Source organism: Pigmentiphaga sp. (assembly GCF_019689535.1).
Taxonomy (GTDB): Bacteria; Pseudomonadota; Gammaproteobacteria; order Burkholderiales; family Burkholderiaceae_B; genus Pigmentiphaga.
The window spans coordinates 1-20,881 of sequence record NZ_JADGHH010000006.1 but is presented as its reverse complement, the minus strand read 5'-3'; the positions used below and the strand labels follow the sequence as shown (position 1 = coordinate 20,881).

At 63.6% G+C, this 20,881-nt stretch carries 23 protein-coding genes, 1 tRNA gene and 1 pseudogene; 22 read left to right on the top strand and 3 right to left on the bottom strand.

What is annotated here, in order from left to right; translation table 11 throughout:
• The first annotated feature begins 157 nt into the window (after positions 1–157).
• The 21 genes and pseudogenes from IRZ12_RS01190 (at position 158) to IRZ12_RS01090 (ending at position 17,543) form a co-directional block, all read left to right on the top strand.
• Positions 158–505, top strand: coding sequence for a MarR family transcriptional regulator (locus IRZ12_RS01190; protein ID WP_296463229.1), 348 nt, complete (start codon positions 158–160; stop codon positions 503–505).
• Positions 506–539: 34 nt separating this feature from the next.
• Entirely contained in the window at positions 540–842 is a 303-nt protein-coding gene (locus IRZ12_RS01185) for an aldehyde dehydrogenase family protein (RefSeq protein WP_296463227.1), read from the top strand.
• Positions 790–906, top strand: a pseudogene (locus tag IRZ12_RS01180) (aldehyde dehydrogenase family protein); the annotation flags it as partial. The gene IRZ12_RS01185 and the pseudogene IRZ12_RS01180, both read left to right, overlap by 53 nt.
• A gap of 118 nt (positions 907–1,024) precedes the next feature.
• The gene (locus IRZ12_RS01175; protein ID WP_296463225.1) at positions 1,025–1,540 is read left to right on the top strand and encodes an aldehyde dehydrogenase family protein; all 516 of its coding nucleotides are present in this window, start codon (positions 1,025–1,027) and stop codon (positions 1,538–1,540) included.
• The gene (locus IRZ12_RS01170) at positions 1,443–1,793 is read left to right on the top strand and encodes an aldehyde dehydrogenase family protein (RefSeq protein ID WP_296463223.1); all 351 of its coding nucleotides are present in this window, start codon (positions 1,443–1,445) and stop codon (positions 1,791–1,793) included. The genes IRZ12_RS01175 and IRZ12_RS01170 overlap by 98 nt, the downstream gene beginning before the upstream one ends.
• Positions 1,697–2,029: an aldehyde dehydrogenase family protein gene (locus IRZ12_RS01165; protein ID WP_367181569.1), complete on the top strand. Its 333-nt coding sequence runs from the start codon at positions 1,697–1,699 to the stop codon at positions 2,027–2,029. Before IRZ12_RS01170 ends, IRZ12_RS01165 begins: the two co-directional genes overlap by 97 nt.
• A 78-nt stretch (positions 2,030–2,107) precedes the next feature.
• The gene (locus tag IRZ12_RS01160; protein ID WP_296463221.1) at positions 2,108–3,709 is read left to right on the top strand and encodes a GMC family oxidoreductase; all 1,602 of its coding nucleotides are present in this window, start codon (positions 2,108–2,110) and stop codon (positions 3,707–3,709) included.
• Positions 3,710–3,804: 95 nt separating this feature from the next.
• Positions 3,805–5,745, top strand: coding sequence for an FUSC family protein (locus IRZ12_RS01155; protein WP_296463219.1), 1,941 nt, complete (start codon positions 3,805–3,807; stop codon positions 5,743–5,745).
• A gap of 302 nt (positions 5,746–6,047) precedes the next feature.
• On the top strand, positions 6,048–7,037 hold the full coding sequence (locus IRZ12_RS01150) for an aldo/keto reductase (protein ID WP_073664207.1): 990 nt from the start codon (positions 6,048–6,050) through the stop codon (positions 7,035–7,037).
• A 52-nt stretch (positions 7,038–7,089) separates the two neighbouring features.
• Positions 7,090–7,647 carry a flavodoxin gene (locus IRZ12_RS01145; RefSeq protein ID WP_281915914.1) on the top strand — a complete coding sequence of 186 codons (558 nt, stop codon included), beginning with the start codon at positions 7,090–7,092 and terminating at the stop codon, positions 7,645–7,647.
• A gap of 31 nt (positions 7,648–7,678) precedes the next feature.
• Positions 7,679–8,515 carry an oxidoreductase gene (locus IRZ12_RS01140; RefSeq protein ID WP_079867727.1) on the top strand — a complete coding sequence of 279 codons (837 nt, stop codon included), beginning with the start codon at positions 7,679–7,681 and terminating at the stop codon, positions 8,513–8,515.
• 37 nt (positions 8,516–8,552) lie between these two features.
• Positions 8,553–9,287 (top strand): SDR family oxidoreductase, encoded by a 735-nt coding sequence (locus IRZ12_RS01135; RefSeq protein WP_296463212.1) that lies wholly within the window; start codon positions 8,553–8,555, stop codon positions 9,285–9,287.
• 65 nt (positions 9,288–9,352) lie between these two features.
• Positions 9,353–10,345, top strand: a complete 993-nt coding sequence (locus tag IRZ12_RS01130) for an aldo/keto reductase (protein WP_296463210.1) — start codon at positions 9,353–9,355, stop codon at positions 10,343–10,345.
• Entirely contained in the window at positions 10,345–11,046 is a 702-nt protein-coding gene (locus IRZ12_RS01125; protein ID WP_367181568.1) for a nitroreductase, read from the top strand. Before IRZ12_RS01130 ends, IRZ12_RS01125 begins: the two co-directional genes overlap by 1 nt.
• 56 nt (positions 11,047–11,102) lie before the next feature.
• Positions 11,103–12,332 (top strand): aldo/keto reductase, encoded by a 1,230-nt coding sequence (locus tag IRZ12_RS01120; RefSeq protein WP_296463207.1) that lies wholly within the window; start codon positions 11,103–11,105, stop codon positions 12,330–12,332.
• A gap of 37 nt (positions 12,333–12,369) precedes the next feature.
• The gene (locus IRZ12_RS01115) at positions 12,370–13,431 is read left to right on the top strand and encodes an alpha/beta hydrolase (protein WP_079867728.1); all 1,062 of its coding nucleotides are present in this window, start codon (positions 12,370–12,372) and stop codon (positions 13,429–13,431) included.
• Positions 13,432–13,487: 56 nt separating this feature from the next.
• Positions 13,488–13,973, top strand: coding sequence for a cytochrome P460 family protein (locus IRZ12_RS01110; RefSeq protein ID WP_073664214.1), 486 nt, complete (start codon positions 13,488–13,490; stop codon positions 13,971–13,973).
• A gap of 26 nt (positions 13,974–13,999) precedes the next feature.
• Positions 14,000–14,710, top strand: a complete 711-nt coding sequence (locus tag IRZ12_RS01105; protein ID WP_073664215.1) for a DUF4405 domain-containing protein — start codon at positions 14,000–14,002, stop codon at positions 14,708–14,710.
• Between the two features lie 25 nt (positions 14,711–14,735).
• Entirely contained in the window at positions 14,736–15,194 is a 459-nt protein-coding gene (locus IRZ12_RS01100) for a cupin domain-containing protein (RefSeq protein ID WP_296463200.1), read from the top strand.
• 96 nt (positions 15,195–15,290) lie between these two features.
• The gene (locus IRZ12_RS01095) at positions 15,291–16,358 is read left to right on the top strand and encodes an oxidoreductase (RefSeq protein WP_073664217.1); all 1,068 of its coding nucleotides are present in this window, start codon (positions 15,291–15,293) and stop codon (positions 16,356–16,358) included.
• 294 nt (positions 16,359–16,652) lie between these two features.
• Entirely contained in the window at positions 16,653–17,543 is an 891-nt protein-coding gene (locus tag IRZ12_RS01090; protein WP_073664218.1) for a LysR substrate-binding domain-containing protein, read from the top strand.
• 23 nt (positions 17,544–17,566) lie between these two features.
• Here the strand turns inward: IRZ12_RS01090 and IRZ12_RS01085 are convergent, their stop codons facing one another.
• Complete coding sequence (locus IRZ12_RS01085) at positions 17,567–17,860, bottom strand: helix-turn-helix transcriptional regulator (protein WP_073664219.1); 294 nt, start codon at positions 17,858–17,860, stop codon at positions 17,567–17,569.
• A 108-nt stretch (positions 17,861–17,968) separates the two neighbouring features.
• Between IRZ12_RS01085 and IRZ12_RS01080 the strand changes: the two genes are divergently transcribed.
• Positions 17,969–18,604 (top strand): substrate-binding domain-containing protein, encoded by a 636-nt coding sequence (locus IRZ12_RS01080; protein ID WP_073664220.1) that lies wholly within the window; start codon positions 17,969–17,971, stop codon positions 18,602–18,604.
• Here IRZ12_RS01080 and IRZ12_RS01075 read toward each other — a convergent pair.
• The gene (locus IRZ12_RS01075) at positions 18,595–20,439 is read right to left on the bottom strand and encodes an integrase arm-type DNA-binding domain-containing protein (protein ID WP_073664221.1); all 1,845 of its coding nucleotides are present in this window, start codon (positions 20,437–20,439) and stop codon (positions 18,595–18,597) included. The genes IRZ12_RS01080 and IRZ12_RS01075 overlap by 10 nt on opposite strands.
• A gap of 225 nt (positions 20,440–20,664) precedes the next feature.
• Positions 20,665–20,740: transfer RNA gene (locus IRZ12_RS01070), tRNA-Gly, on the bottom strand.
• Between the last annotated feature and the right edge of the window lie 141 nt (positions 20,741–20,881).

The following is a 20,881-nucleotide window of genomic DNA, read 5'->3' as shown; positions in this document are numbered from 1 at the left end:
CTACAGTGCTTCTATTTCATTAGCCAAGCTATCGAATGAGCCGGGATATCCTTCTAGAACAAGTCGGGATGCAATTGGTTCTGCTTGCACGTCTGTATCGCAGCGAGCTGGACAAAGCCCTCAAACCATACGGGCTGACGGAAGCGACGGCGCTTCCATGCGCTACCTCGCCCGTCTGAACGAGGATGTCAGGCAATCTCGTCTCGCCGAGATTCTCAATATCGAAGGCCCGACACTTGTGCGCACGCTCGACCAGTTGGTCGATTGCCGGCTGGTCGAGCGCGAAGCCGACCCCTCCGACAGACGGGCCAATGTCGTGCGCCTGACGCCTGAAGGGAAACGCCTTCACCAGCTCATGCGCCGCACGTTGCAGAAGGTTCGCAACGAACTGTTTTCAGGCATTCCCGATGATGCGGTGAAAACCACATCCGAGGTGTTGGACGCACTGGATCGCAATCTCCAATCAATTACGAGCGAGCCATTGGCCAGCATTTCCTCGCATTAATGATCCCCCCGTTTACTAAAAGGACTCCATTCTCATGGCTACGGTTTCATTGCTCCCCGAAGTCCAGGCTTTCCTGGCCCGCCCGCATGGGCACTACATTGATGGCCGAGCCGTTGAGAGTGCTGGCAACCGCATCGAAGTCACCAATCCCGCCACGGGCCTGCCGATTGCCAGCATTGCGGATGGCACGGCCGCCGACGTAGATGCCGCGGTAGCCTCCAGCCGCAAAAGCCTTCTACGGCGATTGGGCACGCACCACGCCGGCAGACCGCGGCAACGTCCTGTTGCGCCTGGCCGATCTGTTCCAGAAGCACCGCGAGGAACTCGCGCAGATTGAGACGAGCCAATCCGGCAAGACCATCCAGATTTCCCGAGCCTTTGAAGTGGATCAAGCCATTAACTTCCTGCGCTACTACGCAGGCGCGGCTACCCGGATCAACGGCGAGGCGATCAGCCCGTCGCTGCCCTCGTTCAACGGCGAAACGCTACAGCGCCTTCACCCGGCGCGAGCCTGTGGGCGTGGTGGTCGGCATCGTGCCGTGGAACTTCTCGATCATGATCGCCGTCTGGAAGTTCGCCTCGGTGCTCGCCACCGGCTGCACCAGCATCATCAAAGCCAGCCAGTTCACGCCGCTGACGATGCTGCGCATCGCCGAATTGGCCAGCGAAGCAGGGTTGCCCGCCGGCGTGCTGAACGTGGTCAGCGGTGGTGGCAACGCCGGTCGACTGCTGATCGCCCACGATGGTACGTCCAAGGTCAGCTTCACCGGCTCGGTGCCCACCGGCATTGCAGTGGGTCGCAGCGCCATCGAAGCCAAGCTCACCCGCGCCACGCTGGAACTGGGCGGCAAGAACCCGGTGGGCTTCCTCAAGGACGTTGAGCCGGCCAAGGCCGTGGCCGGCATCCTCGAAGCCGGTTTCGTCCACCAAGGGCCAGGTGTGTGCCGCCGGCGAACGCTTTTTCGTCCACCGTTCGCGAATCGACGACACGCTCGCAGAACTCTCCAAGGCCCTGGCCACGCTGCGTATCGGTGATCCGCTGGACGAAGACACCCAGTTCGGCCCGCTGTCGAACAAGGCGCATTTCGAGAAGATCAACAGCTTCTTCGCCCAGGCTCGCAGCGAGGGCGACACCATCGTCTACGGCGGCCAGGCGCTCGATCGCCCCGGCTACTTCGTGGAACCCACGCCATCCGCGTCGCCAACCCACAGGCGGCGCTGCTCAACGAGGAAACCTTCGGCCCGATCGGTACCTTCCTCGCGTATGACGACGAGGAGGAACTGCTGAGCCTGTTCAACGGCACGCCCTATGGCCTGACGGCCAGTTTGTGGACCAACGATCTGTCGAAGGTGTTGAACTACGTCCCGCGGATTGAGGCCGGTACGGTGTGGGTCAATATGCACACGCTACTGGACCCGGCCGTGCCGTTTGGCGGCATCAAGGAATCGGGTATTGGCCGTGAGTTCGGTTCGGCCTTCATCAACGACTACACCGAACTCAAGTCCATCATCATCCGCCATTGAGGTGCCGAGACCGCCGGCGAAGTCTCCGCACCGCGTCGCGCTGCTCCATTGCCTTGTTGCAGGTCCAAGGAAGTTTCCGTGTCCACAGAACAATACGATTACATCGTGGTCGGTGCCGGCTCCGCCGGTTGCGTCATTGCCAGCCGCCTGATCACCCGCGGCGTCGGCCGCGTCCTCCTGATCGAAGCCGGCGGCACCGATCGCTCGATGTTCATCCACATGCCGGCAGGCGTGTCGCGGGCCATCCCCACCAAGACCTGGGACTATGCCTCCGAGCCGGGAGCGGCCACGTTGAACCGGCGCATGACCGTCGCTCAGGGCAAGGTTCTCGGCGGCAGCAGTTCGGTCAACGGCATGATCTATATCCGCGGTCAGCGCCAGGACTACGACGCCTGGGTCGATGACTATGCTTGCGCGGGCTGGGGCTATGACGATCTGCTGCCGTACTTCCGCCGCGCCGAGGCCAATGAAAGCCTGACCTCGCCATTCCACGGCAACGACGGCTTGCTGCCGGTCAGCGAGAACCGCTATCGCCATCCGCTAACGATGGCGTTCGTGCGTGCCGGTCAGGAAATCGGCTTGCCCTACGTCAACGATTTCAACAGCGCAGACCAGCACGGCGTAGGCTACTACCAAACCACTACGGCCCGGGGCGCTCGCGCGAGCACGGCGCAGACCTACCTGAAAGCGGTGCGTGGCAACCCGGCGCTCAAGGTCGTCACCGACGCGCTGGTCGAACGCATCGTCATCGAAAGCGGCCGCGCTACCGGCGTGGTCTATCGCCGCGGCGGGCAATCCGTCACTGCACACGCGCAGCGGGAAGTGATCGTCAGCGCTGGCGCGATCGGTTCACCCAAGCTGTTGCTGCTTTCGGGCATCGGCCCTGGCGAAGAACTGCTGCGGCATGGCATCGCGGTGCAACGCGAGTTGCCCGTGGGCCGGAACTTTGTCGACCACCTGCACCTTTCGGTCAATGCGGAAACCCGCGAGCCGATCAGTCTGTACGGCGAGGACAGCGGCCTGCGTGCAGTGAAGAACGGCGTGCAATGGCTGGCGTTCCGTACTGGCGTGGTCACCTCCAACATCCTGGAAGGCGCCGCCTTCGTCGATACCAGTGGTCAAGGCCGTCCCGACGTGCAAGTCCACTTCCTGCCTGCCCTGGACACCTGGGACGACCCCGATGGCATCGGCCGCGACCGCACGCATGGCCTGACCTTGAAAGTCGGCCACGTGCAACCGAAATCGCGCGGCAGCGTCACTCTGGCGAGCAAAGACCCGGCCGCGCTACCGATCATCCAGGCCAACTACCTGAACCATCCCGACGACCTGGCCGGCCAGATCCGAGCTCTGCGACTGGGGTTGAAACTGCTGCAAGCGCCGGCGTTGCAATCGCAGATCGGCGAGGTGTTCTCGCCGCCGCACGCCGCGCTGGAATCCGATGCGGAGCTGGAGCGCTTCGTTCGTGCCGGGGTGAAGACCGTCTATCACCCGGTCGGCACCTGCCGCATGGGCCCGGACTCGGCGACCTCGGTAGTGGATCTGGCCTTGCGCGTACATAGCGTGGCCGGTCTGCGGGTGGCCGACTCCTCGGTCTTTCCCAACATCACCAGCGGCAATACCAACGCCCCGGTCATCGCCGTGGCCGAGAAGGCCGTGGATCACATCCTGGGTCAAGCCTGACTTCCGGCCCCACGTCATGACGCCCGCTTTCCGATGAACGCCAGCACTCGACTTTCATTCCCCGGTCTTGCATTCCCCGGTTTTGCCATCGAACAATGATCGCCTGGAGACGGCGCTGGCAGCAGCGCGACCGCACCGTGGTCGATCAGGCATTGCGATTGGCAGCCGCGGCGTGGCTGTCATTCGCAATCGCCGCATCGCTGCACGTGGAAAACGCCTACTGGGCGGCCATGCCTGTGTGGGTCATCACCCAGGCTACGCGCGGCCTGCTGCTGGGACGGGCCATCTATCGCATCCTGGGCACCTTGCTGGGAGCGGCCCTGGGGTTTTCCATGCTGCACCTGCCATTGCCCGTGCCAGCGCAATTGGCCCTGGCCGCCTTGTTCATCGGGATGTGTGCAGGCGCATCCCACCTGTTGCACGGTGTGCGCTCCTATGCCCCCCTGATGGCCGCCATCACCACCGCCGTGGTGGTCGTGCCCTCGGCACTCGACCTCGGCGCCTCGATACACCTGGCACGCGAGCGGGTCGAATGCACCTTGATCGGGGTGGTCGTCACGACCCTGGTCATGGCCTTCTGGACGCTACCATCGGCACGCCAACAGTTCTACCGGAGCGTGCGTCAGCTTGCCGGTGATGCCCTGGCGCTGGCCGCCCGCGTCGTCGCCCATGCGTCCGGCAGCAGTGGCATCGAACGGCGAATCCTGATCGAAATCGGTGATCTTGAAGCCCGCTCAGCGCTGGTCAGAGCGGGTTCCCGCGATGGACATCGGCGACAGCGCCACATCGACGCACTCGTGGTTGCGACACTGGAAATCATGGCGGCCACCTACGCGCTGGCGGCGCAAGTTCGCCGCGGGTTCCAGGTGCCAGGAACATTGCTGGCTGATCTCAAAGCAGCTTCCGTGGCGCTGGGTCACGGTGCGCCCGATTCGCAGCCTGGGCTCGCCGCCGATACCTGGCAAGCCAACACCTCCCACGCGCATCCGGCCGTGCGGCGGCTGGTCGAGGCCATGACCCAGATCACCCTGGCGGAAAAGTCGCTGTTCGCCAGTGCCAGCGTCTCGCCCGCAGATGCTGACGATGAGGCGGCGCTGGATGCGCCGCGCGACTGGGCGCAAGCCTGGCGGACGGCATCGACGTCGTTCCTGGTGGCGCTGTTTGCGGTCAATCTGGTTCATCTCACAGGCTCGCCGATGTGGGTGCCCATGGCTATGGCGTTGTGCATCTTCTCGATCGTGCTGGGAACGCTGCCGCTGCCGCAGCAGATAGCGCCCGTCCTGTTCACGGGCGTATGCGCCGGGGTGGTGGCTTCCATTGCTTACAGGCTGTGGTTGCAGCCCATGGCAACAAGCCCGATCGCGCTGATCCTGAGTGTGCTCCCTTTCTTCCTGGTCGGGGCATTTGCCCGGACCCATCCACGCACGGCACTGGCGGCCATCGACGCCAACATGTGTTTCATGCTGGCCAGCCAGGCCGGACGTGAGGCACAGGAAGCCGATGTGATCATCGGCGAGAGCGCCGCCATGCTGATGGGAACCGCGATGGTCAGTGCCGGCTTCATGCTGCTCCCCCGGTTGCCACACAAGCGGGCGGCGGTCGTTGCCCAGGAGCTTCTGCACGACATCGAACGCCTGCTGAGCCGCCCGCTTGATGCAGTGTCCGTGCGCCAATGGCCATCTCGCACGTACCGGAAGATGCTGCTCCTGATGGTGCATCTGGGCCGTGCCAATCGGTTTGGCGAAGACGTGCCGCGAAGCCTGCTGGCGGCCCTGAATCTGGGCCACGCCATCGAATCGTTGCAGCGAAACGCCCAAACAGGCGACGAGGTCGCCCTCCAGGCGCTGGCCGCATTGCGCCCCTTTGTTGCACGCCCCCATGCGGTCGGGGATGCCCTGCGACGGCTGGCCGGACAACCTCGCGGCACCGAGTCGGCGACGCTGGTGCAGATGGCCGCCGATGCGCTCCAGAACTGCCAAGCCTTGCTGTACCTGGCCCGCATTCGGAATCCGGCTCTCGGTGGCATCGGGGATTGATTGAATTTTCCGAATAGAGAAACCCGGCAAGCTGCTGCAAGCGCCCCAAGGAATTAATAAAAGTACCTCACAAGTCTTTGCCAATTCCGCTATCTAGTCGCATTGAGAGGCGGTCGCTACATTGCTTGTTGGGTAAAAAAGGTTCCGCAACCGCGCCTGCAACGTCGTCCAAGTCATTCACTTGTCCACGCATTGCCACCGTTGCGGCGATGTACTCGGCGACCCGGCTTGCCGTCGGCCTCGTCTTCATGCAGATGCCAGGCTCCTTCCCGCGCCAGGCACTGCCCCACAGGTGAACACACATGCAAAAGCGCAAACTCGGAAAAAGCAATCTCGAAGTCTCGGCACTCGGCCTGGGTTGCATGGGCCTGAGCCATGGTTATGGCCCGGCCACCGACCGCTCGGAGGCTATTGCACTCATTCGCGCGGCGGTCGAGCGTGGCGTGACCTTCTTCGACACCGCCGAGGTGTATGGCCCCTACCTCAACGAGGAAGTGGTCGGCGAGGCGCTCGCCCCGTTCCGTGACCAGGTGGTGATCGCCACCAAGTTCGGCTTCACCTTCGGCGAGGACAACAAGCAGCAGATCCTCAACAGCAAGCCCGAGCACATCCGCTGGGCCGTCGAAGGCTCGCTCAAGCGACTGCGCACCGACTGCATCGACCTGCTGTATCAGCACCGCGTCGATCCCGAGGTGCCGATCGAGGACGTGGCCGGCACCGTCAAGGACCTGATCGCCGAAGGCAAGGTGAAGCACTTCGGCCTGTCCGAGGCCGGTGTCGAAACCATCCGCCGTGCCCACGCGGTTCAGTCCGTCACCGCTCTGCAAAGCGAGTATTCGCTGTGGTGGCGCGAGCCCGAGGCGGAAATCCTGCCGACGCTGGAAGAACTCGGGATCGGCTTCGTGCCGTTCAGCCCGCTCGGCAAGGGCTTCCTGACCGGGGCCATCAAGCAAGGCACCACCTTCGGCAGCGACGACTTCCGCAGCATCGTGCCGCGTTTCTCGCCCGAAGCGTTGCAGGCCAACCAGGCGCTGGTGGACCTGCTCGGCCAGATTGCCCAGGACAAGGGCGTGACGCCCGCGCAGATCGCGCTGGCTTGGCTGCTGGCGCAGAAGCCATGGATCGTGCCGATTCCGGGCACCACCAAGCTGCACCGCCTGGAGGAAAACCTCGGCGCCGCATCGGTCGTGCTATCCGATGCCGACCTGAGCAAGATCGCCAACGCGCTGGAGCAGGTCAAGATCCAGGGCGACCGCTATCCCGCTGCGCTGCAAGCGCGTGTAGGGCGCTAGGCCCGGAGTGGTCACGATGTCATCGCCCTCCAATCCTATTCGCCGAGCCATCATGGCTGCGCTTGCGACACTTCCTCTGAGCCGCCTTGCTTCTGCATCCGGCTCCAGCGGAGAACAGCGGCAACTGGGGGCGCGTGCACTGGTGGCCTACTTTTCCCGTTCGGGGAATACGCGCGTGGTCGCCGGCCTGATCCATCGCACGCTGCGCACCGACCTGTTCGAGATCCGTCCCGCCACGCCCTACCCCGAGGACTACCTGGAGACGGTCGAGCTGGCGCGGCAGGAGCGCGACAGTGGCCGGGAACGTGCCATCGAGGCCAAGGTCGGCAACATGGCGGACTACGACACGGTGTTCCTCGGCTTCCCCATCTGGGGCGAGACCGCGCCGCCGGTGATCCGCGCCTTTCTCTCCGCGCACGACCTGTCCGGCAAGACCCTGATCCCCTTCGTCACCCATGGCGGCTACGGCCTTGGAAACAGCCAATCCGTGCTGGCCAGCCATGCGCCCAAAGCGCGTCTGCGCCGGGGCTTCGTGATGGAGGCCGATCAGGAGCGGCGAACGATGAACCAGGTGAACGACTGGCTGAAGAAAGCCAAGGTCAGCGGTTGAGCGGCCTGGGCATCAGTAAGGAGAAATGCAAATGAAGACATGGCTGATTACCGGGTGTTCCAGTGGTCTTGGCCGCAATCTCGCGCAGGCGGTATTGCAGGCCGGGTTCAATGCGGTCGTCACCGCCCGCAACCCACAGTCCGTTCAGGACATCGTCGCGGCCTATCCCGACACCGCTGCCGCAGTCGCCCTGGATGTGGCAAACCCGGAACAGGTCGCCGCGGCCGTCGCGCTTGCCCGCACGCGCTTCGGCGGCGTGGATGTGCTGGTCAACAACGCCGGACACGGCTACCGCGCGGCTGTCGAGGAAGCCGATGAGCGAGAAGTTGCAGAACTGTTCGCCAGCAATTTCTTCGGTGCCGTTGCCTTGGTCAAGGCGGTTCTCCCAGGCATGCGGGCGAATCGTCGTGGTGCCATCGTCAATGTCTCCTCCATCGCCGGGCGACTGGCCGCACCGGGTTCGGGCTACTACTCGGCGACTAAGTTCGCAATCGAAGGCCTGTCCGATGCGCTGCGCAAGGAAGTCGAACCGCTCGGCATCCGGGTGATGGTGATCGACCCCGGCGCGTTCCGCACCGAGTTCGCCGGCCGATCGCTGCAACAGGCCAAGGCGAACATCGCCGACTACGCGGCCACTGCCGGTCCCCGGCGCAAGGAAAACGACCACACCCACGGCACCCAGCCCGGCGACCCGGCGCGTGCGGCGCTGGCCATCATCCAGGCCGTGACCGGCGAGCGCCACCCCTTCCGGCTGCTGCTGGGCAGCGATGCGATCCAGATCGTGACGACGGAGTTGGAAGCTCAACTTCGGGAAATCGGTGACTGGAAGGATCTGAGCGCCAGTACGGACTTCCCCGAAGGCCATTGAATACCTGAGCGTCTGACATGCAAGCGAGATTGACCCCATGAAAATGCAAGACCTGGTCGGCAAGGTCGCCGTCATCACCGGCGCGTCGAGCGGCATCGGCGAGGCCACTGCTCGCTTGCTGGTTTCCGAAGGCGCCCATGTCGTCCTGGTGGCACGTCGGCGTGAACGAATCGAAGCACTCGCCAAGGAACTTGGTGGTCAAGCCAGTGCTGTGGTGGCCGATGTCTCCGATGCAAGCCAGGTTGGTGAACTGTTCGCCCTGGTTCGCAAGACCTTCGGTGGCCTGGACCTGCTCCTGAACAATGCCGGGCTGGGCTTCAGCGGCGCTTTCGTCGATAGCACGCCGGAAGAGTGGCACCGCATGTTCGACACCAACGTCATCGGCTTGCTGAGCTGCACCCAGGCCGCCATTCCGCTGATGAAGGGGCGTCCGGGCGCGATGATCGCGTCGATCTCCAGCACGGGCGGCCGTTATGGCGTCGAGGGCTGGTCGGTGTATTGCGCCACCAAGTACGCCGTGGTCGGTTTCCACGAGACCCTGCGCAAGGAACTGGGAGCCGACGGCATCCGCGTCTCGGTCATCGAGCCCGGTGCGGTCTGGACTGAGTTCGGCCACAACGTACCTGAGCAGGCCCTGCGCGAGCGTCGTCAGGCGCTGGATGCCCTGCATGCGGAGGACGTCGCGCAAGCGGTTGTCTATGCCTTCGCGCAGCCTCCGCGCGTATTGGTGCAAGAAATCCTCGTCCGTCCCGTCAAGCAAGTCTCCCCCTGAAAAGCCAGCGCGTCCGCTGCCCAAGTGGACGCAACCTCCACCCCAATAACGTGAGTACCCAACCCATGAAACTTCGCAAACTTGGAAACAATCTGGAAGTATCGGCGCTCGGTCTGGGCTGCATGGGCATGACTGCCGTGTACGGCCCCGCCGCTGACAAGCAGGAGATGATCAAGCTCATCCGCGACGCGCATGATCGCGGCATCACCCTGTTCGACACCGCTGAAGCCTATGGCCCCTTCGCCAATGAAGAACTCGTCGGCGAGGCCTTGCAGCCGATCCGCGACCAAGTGGTGATCGCCACCAAGTTCGGTTTCGACATCGATCAGGAGACCAGCGCCCGCGGCGCCGGCACCAACAGCCGCCCCGAACACATCAAGGTCGTGGTCGAGAACATGCTGCGGCGCCTGCGCACGGACGTGATCGACCTGCTGTACCAGCACCGCGTCGATCCGGCCGTACCGATCGAGGACGTGGCCGGCGCGGTGAAAGACCTGATCGCCGAAGGCAAGGTCAAGCACTTCGGCCTTTCCGAAGCGGGTGTGCAGACCATCCGCCGCGCCCATGCCGTGCAGCCAGTGACCGCGGTGCAGAGCGAGTACTCGTTGTTCTGGCGTGGCCCGGAAGCAGAACTGCTGCCGGTGCTGGAAGAACTGGGCATCGGCTTCGTGCCGTTCAGTCCGCTGGGCGCCGGCTTCCTGACCGGCAAGATCGACGAAAGCACCCAGTTCGACCCAAGCGATTTCCGCAACTACGTGCCGCGCTTTTCGCCGGAGGCACGCAAGGCCAACCTGGCGCTGGTCGAAGTCGTCAAGACCGTGGCCACGCGCAAGAGCGCCACGCCGGCCCAGGTCGCGCTGGCCTGGCTGCTGGCGCAGAAGCCGTGGATCGTGCCGATTCCCGGCACCACCAAGCTGCATCGCCTGGAGGAAAACCTGGGCGCGGTCACGCTCGACCTGTCCGCCGATGACCTTGCCGAGATCGCCGCCGAAGTCTCCAAGGTGCAGGTGCAGGGCGAACGCCTGCCGGAAGCCGTCCTCAAGATGACCGGCCTCTGATGTCGGGGAGCGGTCAAGCGATGAGTTCTCCTTCTCCCGCGTTCCATGACGTCGTGCGATCCCGGCATTCCGTCCGTGCCTTCTTGCCGTCCCCTATCCCTCGGGACGTCTTGAAGTCCGTGCTGGAAGAGGCGCAATGCGCGCCCTCGAACTGCAACACGCAGCCGTGGAATGTCCAGATCGTCGGTGGCGACACGCTCAAGGCATTGAGCGCCACCCTCGTCGAAGAACTGGGGAAGGAGAACTACACCTTCGACTTCAGTTTCGACACCCGCGACTACCCGGAGCCCTACAGGCAGCGGGCTGCGGAACAGGGCGGGCGGTACTACCAGGCCCTGGGCGTGGCCCGTGGCGATACCCTGAGCCGCGCCGAAGTCGTGGAGCGCAACGTCCGGTTCTTCGGGGCGCCCCATGCCGCCTTCCTGTTCCTGCCCCCGGTAGGCGACAACGTCCGCGTCGCGGCCGATCTCGGCATGTATGCGCAGACCTTCCTGCTCGCCCTGGCCGCCCGCGGCTATGCCGGGGTGCCGCAGACCATCCTGGGGTTTTTTGCCGAGCCGATACGCCAGGCGCTTGGCGTATCGAGCGACTTCAAGCTGCTGTTCGGCATTTCCTTCGGGATGGCGGACGGTTCGCATGCCGCCTCCGGCTATCGGGAGCACCGCATCCCGATCGAGCAAAGCGTCGCGTGGCACGAATGATCGAGGCCATGGACAGGGCCTGTCCCCTCCACTCCAAACACTCAGGAACCTGACCCATGACCCAGAACGGCGAAAACATCCCCCACGGCCACAAGCCGGCCAACCCGCAACGCCGGCAATTGCTGGCGACCGCCGCCGCCATCGGCGTCGCGCCTTGGCTGCTGTCGGCCTGCACCGCGCCGTCGGCTTCCACGGCCAATACCGCCGCGCCGGCACAACCCGCCGGCACCGGCATCCTGCCGACCAGCCAGCGCCGCAAGCTGGGCGCGCTGGAGGTTTCCTCCATCGGCCTGGGGTGCCAGTGGGTGCCTGCAGCGGTCGAGGGATCGGTCTCCGACCGCTATGGCAGCACCATCGACCGGAAAACCGCGATCAACCTGATTCGCACGGCCGTCGATTCCGGCGTGACCCTGTTCGACACCGCCGAAGCCTATGGCCCGTACCTGTCGGAGGAGGTCGTCGGCGAAGCCTTGCAGGGCGTGCGCGATCAGGTCGTCATCGAGACCAAGTACGGCTTCAGCTTCGACCCGAAGATCGCGGCGGCGCGCGGTGGCCGCGACAGCCGGCCCGAACACATCAAGCAGGTGGTCGAAGGCATGCTCAAGCGCCTGCGCACCGACCGCATCGACCTGCTGTACCAGCACCGCGTCGATCCGCAGGTGCCGATCGAGGACGTGGCCGGCGCGATCAAGGACCTGATCGCCGAGGGCAAGGTGCTGAACTACGGCCTCTCCGAGCCAGGCATCCAGACCATCCGCCGCGCCCATGCCGAACATCCGCTGGCGGCGATCCAGAACGAGTATTCGATGCTCTGGCGCGGGCCGGAAGCGGAGGTGCTGCCGGTCTGCGAGGAACTGGGCATCGGCTTCGTGCCGTGGAGCCCGATGGGCATGGGCTTCCTCAGCGGCACGATCACGGCCGAGACGCGCTTCGTCCCCGATGGCGACCGCGAGTTCCGTGTCGCCGTGCCGCGCTTCGCCCCCGACAACCTGCGGGCCAACATGGCGCTGGTCGACGTGGTCAAGGACTGGGCGCAGCGCAAGAACGCGACGCCGGCCCAGATCGCCCTGGCCTGGCTGCTGGCGCAGAAGCCGTTCATCGTGCCGATTCCGGGCACCACCAAGATCGCCCACCTGAAGGAGAACCTCGGCGCCGCCGCGATCACCTTCACCGGCGACGAACTGCGCGAACTCAATGCCGCCGTCGCCGCGGTCCATATCCAGGGCGACCGGCTGCCTGCGGGCGTACTCCAAATGTCGGGGATCGAGGCGCCGCCGAAGCGCTGATGGCGAGAAGGCAAGCAGTTCCTCAAAGGAAAGTGCAATGAAGCTCCATGGTGTTTCCGCTGGTCGCCGTGCGCACACGCTGCTCCGCAGCGTGTTGCCCATGCTCCTCGCCACACCATGCAGTGAGGCCGCCGAAACGAATCCCATGCCCAGCGACAAGCCCGCGGTTCATGCTGCCCAGCCCGACAATGCCATGTCCCGATACCCGCATCTGCGTCCGAACGATCGTGTCGGCGACCTGCTGAACCATCCGGCATTTCGGGGCTTTAGCCACCGGATGCTGCCGTGGGACGGCCAGGCCTACGACGAGACGCTGCCGCTGCGGGAGATCGGTCAACTCCTGCCGTACCACAGCCAGGTGGACCTTGGCGCCGTGGTCGTTTCGCTCAACCGGATGGTCGACGATGTCAACGCCGGCCTCACTGTCTTCTACGACTTCCATACCGAAGCCGAGAAACGGGCGAATCCAGCGTTGCGGCACACCGGCCTGTTCTTCTTCCGGGGCAAGCCCGGTGCGCCTTTCGCCGTCATCGCGCCAGGTGGCGGGTTCTCCTATGTCGGCTCCCTCCACGAGGGTTTCCCTTACGCCGAGCAAATCAGCAACCAGGGGTTCAATGCCTTCGTCCTGAAGTATCGAGCTGGTCAAGGCGGCAGGGTCGCCACCGAGGATCTGGCCTCGGCGGTGTCGTACATCTTCCAGAACGCCAGCACGCTGCAAGTCGGCACGGCAGGCTACTCGCTGTGGGGCAGTTCCGCTGGCGCGCGGATGGCCGCAGCGATCGGCTCCCACGGCGCTGCGGCCTTTGGCGGACAGCCGCTGCCGAGGCCTTCCGTGGTGGTCATGGCCTACACCGGCCACTCGGAGGTCACTGCCTCCGAACCACCTACTTTCGTCGTCGTGGGAGAGCATGACGGCATTGCGCGGCCTGCGGTGATGGAAGCGCGCGTTGCCGCACTCCGACGCATCGGCACGCCCGTCGAGTACCACAAGTATCCGAGCCTTGGTCACGGATTCGGCGCGGGGCAAGGCACCTCGGCACAGGGCTGGATCGATCTGGCTGTCCGGTTCTGGGAAAAGGAAATCAGGACAGCACCATGAAACCACGCTCAACCGCATCGACGTGCCAGAGAGCACATCGCCAACCTGGACCCGCCATGTCACGACTTGCCATTCGCATCCCCTTCATTGTGCTGGCCGCCGGGGCCGCGCTTTTGCTCGGCCTGCAAGCCCACGCCGAAGACACTCGCGTTATCTTCCCCAAAGACCTCGAATTGTTCGTGCACTACATGACCGTCAAGCGCGGCAACGTGACGGAACACATTTCAACCACGCCCGAAGCCATCGAGGCGGTGAAGAAGGGGCAGCCGATTCCAAACGGAACGCAGTTCGTCCTGACCGACTATCGGGATGGCGAACTCTATCGCTACTTCGTCATGGAGAAAGGCCCTGGCTGGGGCGCCGACTACGACGAGCGCCGCCGTACCGGCGACTGGCAATACCAGTGGTTCTGGCCCAACAAGCAGATCAACCTGAAAGAGAACACGGCCCGCTGCATGTCCTGCCATTCCTCGCAGAAGCGCAACGACTATTTGTTCACCGCTCAGCGCCTGTCGGAGTTCCGCGGCACGCCTCTCGAATAGCCGCTGGGAGCGCCAGGAGCCATGCCTTGAACCCCATTTTCCTGCTGAGGCTTGTACTCGACTGCATTGCCGCCGGGCTTCTTCTGTTTGCCTTTGCCTACTTCTGGCAAGGCAATGCCGCACATGAACTGGCCGGCGCAGGCCTGTTCCTGCTGGTCGTCGTTCACAACGCATTCCATCGCCGGTGGTTTTCCGGGCCATCCAAGGGTGTGCGCGAGCGGCGCGGGACGTTCAACATTGCCCTGACCTTGGTGCTGTTGGCCGGGATGCTGGGGCTGCTCGCCACCAGCCTGGTGATTTCGGAGACGCTGTTTGCCGACCTCCGGCTGGATGATGATTTCACGGTGAGGCGAATCCATGCTGGCGTCGCGTATTGGCTGCTGATCGTTGTCGCCATCCACATCGGCCTGCGGTGGCCCTTGCTGATGGCCGTCGCCCGCAAGCTGCTCCACATCGAGGCGGCGAACGCGGTTCGCACCACAGTGCTTCGCCTGCTTGCCGTCGGCATCGCCGCCCAAGGCGTTTGCAGTGCGCTCGCGTTGAACCTGCGTTCCCGACTTCTGTTCCAGATATCGCTGGACTGGTGGAATTTCGAGGAATCGGCCGAGGGTTTCTTCGGCCACTGCATGGCGGTCGCCGGCCTGTGCATTTTCGTCACCCACTACATGATGCTGTGGCTGCGGTATCGCAAACGTACAAACTCGCCGGGAAGCCTGGCAACACGGCGGATGGAATGATGACGAACCAGTGGAGAGAACCCGCATGAAACTACCCCCAGTCGCTGCAATGGCCCTGTCTCTTGGGCTGACCGCCGCATCCGCCGCGGAACAGGCGCCAATTACCGTCACACGGATCGGCTCGCAGCCGTCCAGCGCCGCCCCTGAGCAGAACTTCACCGGCTCGGCGCGCGTGGATTCACGTTTCCAGGCTCCCGCGCCGGCCCGCGTGGGTGGCGGCATCGTGACCTTCGAGCCTGGGGCGCGCACCGCCTGGCATACGCATCCGCTTGGGCAGACCCTCATCGTTACGGCAGGCGTGGGACGGGTTCAGAAGTGGGGCGATGCCATTCAGGAGATCCACCCTGGTGACGTGGTGTGGATTCCGCCGGGCGTCAAGCACTGGCACGGAGCCAGCCCCACTGTGGGCATGAGCCATATCGCGATCGCCGAAGCGCTGGATGGCAAATCGGTGGAGTGGCTGGAGCAGGTCAGCAAAGAGTAGTACGCCCCCTGATCGGTACTTGGTTCCTGGGCTTACTTGCCATCGAACAGAGCTACGCGCTGCTCCCATCCCCAAACGACACCGGCCCACGCACCCATGCCTTTTTCCAGTTCCATCCGTGTCGGGCTTGTCGGCTACGGATTCTCCGGCAAGACATTCCACGCGCCGTTGATCCGGGCAGTTCCTGGCCTCGACCTGGTGGCGGTTGTGTCCCGCAATGCGGACAAGGTCCAGGCTGATCTGCCCGGCGTCATCGTCGAGGCCAACCCCTTGGCGCTTGTCACTTCAAGCCTGATAGACCTGGTCGTGATCGCCACCCCCAACGAAACCCACGCCCCGATCGCGCGGGTGGCCTTGGCGGCGGGAAAGCACGTGGTCATCGACAAGCCATTCGCACTGGACATGCGCGAAGCCCGGGAACTGATTGCGCTGTCGCGTCAGCATGACCGCCTGCTGTCAGTGTTCCACAACCGCCGATGGGACAGCGACTTTCTGACAGTCCGCCGATCGATCATCTACCAGCACATTGGCGAGGTCACGCATTTCGAGTCGCACTTCGATCGTTTCCGCCCGCAGGTCCGGGACCGCTGGCGCGAACGTGCCGACCCTGGCAGCGGTCTATGGTTCGATCTGGGACCGCATCTGGTCGATCAAGCGCTGCAACTATTTGGTCTGCCCGATCGGGTTCACGGCAACCTGGCACGGCAAAGGGCTGGTGCCTTGACCGATGACTGGGCTCATGTCGTGCTCGACTATGAAGAGCGGCGCGTCATCCTGCATGGTGGTTCGCTGGTCGCCGGCGGCTCGCATCGCTTCGTCGTCCACGGCACCGGCGGAAGTTTGGTCAAGCGAATGCCCGACCGGCAGGAGCAACAACTGCTGGACGGCCTTCAACCGGGAGCCTTGGGTTGGGGCGACGATCCTGACCCGCTCATTGTGCATGCAGCGGACGGCAGTACCCGGTACCTGCCTGCTACGAGCGGTGACCAGCGCATGTACTACCGTGGCATTGCCGAAGCGTTTAACGGCAACCGGGATAACTTGGCGACCGATCTGCAATCGCTGGCCGTGATGGCGGTGCTGGAAGCCGCCGAGCATTCATCCCGAACTGGCACAGCGACCAGCCTCGATCTAACCCCGACCGAGCGGGCTGCTTGGTCCTGAAAATCGCCACCTCTCGAATGTAGGAGTCGGGCAGGTCGTTCAATTCATAAAGTCAACTCACATCGGCATCCGAATTTATCCATCTATTCATCGCCGAACGCTCTGGCTAGATTTGCACAGTAAACATCCGCGACCGTACCGGTCGACTTGTCGAACTGGCCACAGTCGCAAGTATCAGGCAACGACAGCAGGGTGTCCCTATGACAGATGGAGATATTCAGCCTCTGCACCCAGGCCTCTCCCACTGGCCCGGCTTCGGGATAGAGCCCGCTGGCATCTTCGAGAGAAAGGCCGATGGAGTTACGTCATCTTCGCTGCTTCGTAGTCCTCGCTGAAGAACTTCATTTCGCTCGCGCCGCCGAACGCCTTCACATCGACCAATCGCCACTTTCCCGTGCCATTAAGGAGTTGGAGGATGAACTCGGCACACTGCTGTTTTACCGCGACCGCCGCGGAACCCGCCTGACCCCGGCCGGCGCGGTCTTTCTGCAAGACGTGCGCCGCCTGTTCACCACACTCGATCAGGCCCGCGAGAGCGTCAAAGCCGTTTCCGCCGGGTATCGGGGCAGCCTGCGAATCGCGGTGTCCGACGGTGCGATCGACCCACGCCTTTCCGAGTTTCTGACCCGCTGCCGCGCAGAAGAGCCCGAAATCGAGATACGGCTCTCCGAGGTTCCGCTCGCTGAACAACTACGTGGACTGCGGGCGGGCGATTTCAACATCGGCTTTGCGCATACCGATAATGTCGGCAGCGGTGTCGTTGCTGAAGCCATCTGGCGCACGCCCATCGTGGCCGTGCTCCCAGCCCGTCATCCGCTGCTCATTCACAAGGAAGTACCGCTCGACGAGCTGGCGCGGTTTCCCGTGGTCATGTGCGATCCGCAGATATGCGAAGGCTATTTCCAGAAACTGACCCGCCTGCTATGCACGCAGGAACATCAACCGAACGTCATCGAGCACGCGACCTCGCTGGACGTGATGCTTACCCTCGTCGCCGCAGGCTATGGCATCGGCTTTTCTTCCTCGGCCAGGGTGGCGACCTGCCGGCATCCGAACATCGTGGTTCGCCCCCTGGCAGTCGAGTCGGCCGTCATCACAACCTATCTACTCAGGCCAGACAGCGAAAGCCTATCCTTCCCGCTGGAGCGATTCATGGCACGCTTGCATGCCCCGGCTGGCGAGTAAGCAGCCGTAACCTCACGCATTGCTCACGGCTTTATGCCGGAACGCAGGTTGCTTTCCGTGGCCGCTATCAGGTCAGCCGCGCTCTTGTCCAAGGCACCAGCGATTCTCAGGATCATCGCCAATGTCGGCATGTGCTCTCCGCGCTCTATCTTGCCCAGGTGGGAACGCTCGATGCCAGCCTGGACGGCGAACACGTCTTGGGCGATGCCTTTTTCCAACCGCGCAGCGCGAACAGCAAGACCGAAGGCCATTGCAGGTTCGGCTTCGTAGGTGGTCGTGCCGGCAGGACGGCCTCGTTGGACAGAGCGCTTTTGCATCGGCAAAAGCGTCGAATATCTAGGTAAACTAAACCACGTTAACTTTAACTCTTGATATGCTATTGGCCTGTTTTTAAGCCTCTGCCGCACCTTTTCTGGAGGGTGTCCATGAGCACCTCCCAAGCGTCTTTGACGTTCAAGCTCGCAGCCTCGCCTGGCGTACTGTCTCCACTGCTGGCGAACCTGCTCGCGCTGCAACGCGCGGAAGAACCTGAAACGCAGGTGCTGCTGGAAGAAGTCCCCTCCGAGGAACTTCTCCACGGACTGGCCAGTGGTCGCTACGACTTCGGCATCACATGGATGTCGTCAGTGGAGCCCTCTCTGCACAGCCAGCCGCTCTGGCGCGAGGAGTTGGGCATCGCCGTTCCTTCGCGGTCGCCATTGCTCGCGCATGCGGCCATTCCATCGGAAGCACTACGGCACTACCCCCTGATCCAGACCTGCATTGCACTGAGCGATGACCTGCTGAGGCAGTTGGACTGTCCACTCCAGGATGTCTCTTCGTTCGAGTTGATGGCCGTCCTGGTCGCCGCGGGCTACGGTGTCGGTATCGCTCCGCGCTCGCGCATTTCGCAAGCGCACGACTGGGGCATCGTTTGGCGCCCTCTGGCCGGGGGGCCTCATTCCACTAGGGCACAGTTGCTGCGGGCCGGCTCCAAGCAGGAGCCAGCCGCAGATCGTTTCGCGGAACGAGCAGCAAAGATCACGGCCACCGACCGCTCAAACCGACCGGATCACTGGTAGCAGACTGCCTCGTGGACTACGCGGGCCGCTTCCTGAAGCGTGCCAGGCGTCACCGCTTCGATCGGGGAGCGACCACCCAGTCGCTCCTGCGGCGCGACCAGTACGCGATAGAGTCGCCACATATCCGGGCCACCCTCCACAGAGCGAATCGCTTCCCAAGCCAGCTTTTGCTTGACGGGATCGAGCTGCCAGTCGGGGATGCGTTGCCCGCGGTTGCCCAGGCTCAGCGAGAGCAGCTTGCCGGCCTTGATCTCGCGGTTGATCTGATCCTTGGACCTGCCAGCCAGCTTGGCGAACACCGGAACCGGCAGTTTGTCCGGTGCTTCGTAGATGCTAAGCATCTCCTGGCGCTCGCGCTGGATGTCCGAGATGGCCGGTTCTTCCTCCGGCTCCGGTTCGCGCAGGGGCGGCAAGGGAGACAGCCGCTGGAACACTTGGCCGTCGGCGTTCGCCCCGACCACGATGGGCGACACCGTCACCGAGGTCGTGACGTCTCCAGCACCTTCCGGCAGAACCAGCATCGACTCCGCCTCGCCGCCGACGACCGTGGGCACGCCTTCGATATGGATCTTCAGGTGCGTGCTGGCGGCCTCGACATGCCCCTGTTCCAGCAGGTCCAGCCGGTCGGCCCAGTCCTGCATCATGCGCCGGCGCGGCTCAACATACAGGGCGTGGTTGTAGGCGGCGCTGACCCGGTTGGGGTCCGAGTGCGAAAGCTGGGCATCCACCCAGAGCTTCGGGTAGCCGATCTCGTTGAGCGCCGTGGAGATCGTGCCGCGGATGCCGTGGCCGGTCAACAGGTCCTTGTAGCCCATGCGCGTCAGGGCGCTGTTGAGGGTGTTCTCGCTGATCGGCTTCTTCAGGTCGCTGCGATGGGCCAGCAGGTGTTTCTGGGCGGGCTTCACCAGTTCCAGCAGGAAGCGGGCGATCTCGATGGCCTGGGCGGACAGGGGCACGATGTAGGGCGGGATGTCCTGCGGGCGCTTGTTGTGCTTGCGCAAGTCATCCTGCAACTGCTTGACGACTTCGGGCGGGATGATCCACAGGCCCTGATCCAGGTGGAACTGGGACGGCTCGGCGAAGCGCAGTTCCCCGGTACGCACGCCCGTCAGGAACAAAAACCGAATGCCGAGCTGGGTGATGAGTTGGCCGCGGTAGCGGCGCAGCCTGTGGAGCAGGTCGGGGATTTCCGGCAGCCGGAGGTAGGGGTTGTTCACGACGGGCCGCTTGGGCTTAGCCACCACATCCAGATCGGTGGCCGGATTGCTCTCCAGCCCCGGAACCTTCACCTTGGCGTAGCGGAACAACTGGTTGAGCCAGGTGCGCACCTTCTCGGCCGTCGTCAGCGCATCGCGCTCCTCGATCTTCTTTAGCACTTCCTCCAGGTCCGTGCTGCGCACGTCGGTCATCGTCATGATGCCGAGCCGGGGCAGCACGTCCTTTTTGAAGATGCGCTGGATCTGCGACAGGGTGCTGTTGCGTCCCTCCTTGAGTTCCAGCTTGCGTTGTTCGAGCCAGCGGAGGTAGACCGCCTTGAAGCTGTTTTCGTCGGCCAGGCGGACAGCCTGACGCTTGCGCTTGCGATCAACCTTGGGATTGATGCCCTTGGCCAGCAGGGCCCGGGCCTTGTCGCGCTCCTCGCGGGCTTCCCGAAGACTGACCTCGGGATAGGTGCCCAGCGACATGCGCTTTTGCTTGGAGGCCCAGTAGTAGCGAAAATGCCACGCCTTGCTGCCGGTGGCGGAGACGAACAGCCCGAGGCCGTCGAAGTCAGGGAGGGAGTAGTCTTTGCCGGTGGCCTTCGCCTGCCGGACGACGATATCTGAGAGTGCCATGCTCAAGCTCCTGAACGTGAGTCAGGTGCTCGATGCTGTTCCCGTCGACCGCGCTCCCCCAGCGACAATCCGGCTTCACCGCTTCCGTAAAGATGGCCTCAAAAATGGCCTTAAACGTCGTGGCTGTGGCTGGATTTCAGTAGATGTCGCTGGAACGAAAAAAGAGGCCGAAGCCTCATTTTTCAAGGACTTACAGACGTCCGTGGAAGTCCGTAGATCCAAAATTGGAGCGGGAAACGAGTCTCGAACTCGCGACCTCAACCTTGGCAAGGTTGCGCTCTACCAACTGAGCTATTCCCGCATCATTGCCGCCTGCTACGCGCCTCAGAAAACGAAGCATTGCAAATCAGCGAAGCGAGATTATACACCGGTTTGCCGCTCCAGGGCAAAAGCGCGCGCGCCATGAATGTGAGCTGCCTGGGGATCCCTGCGGTAGTGGTCG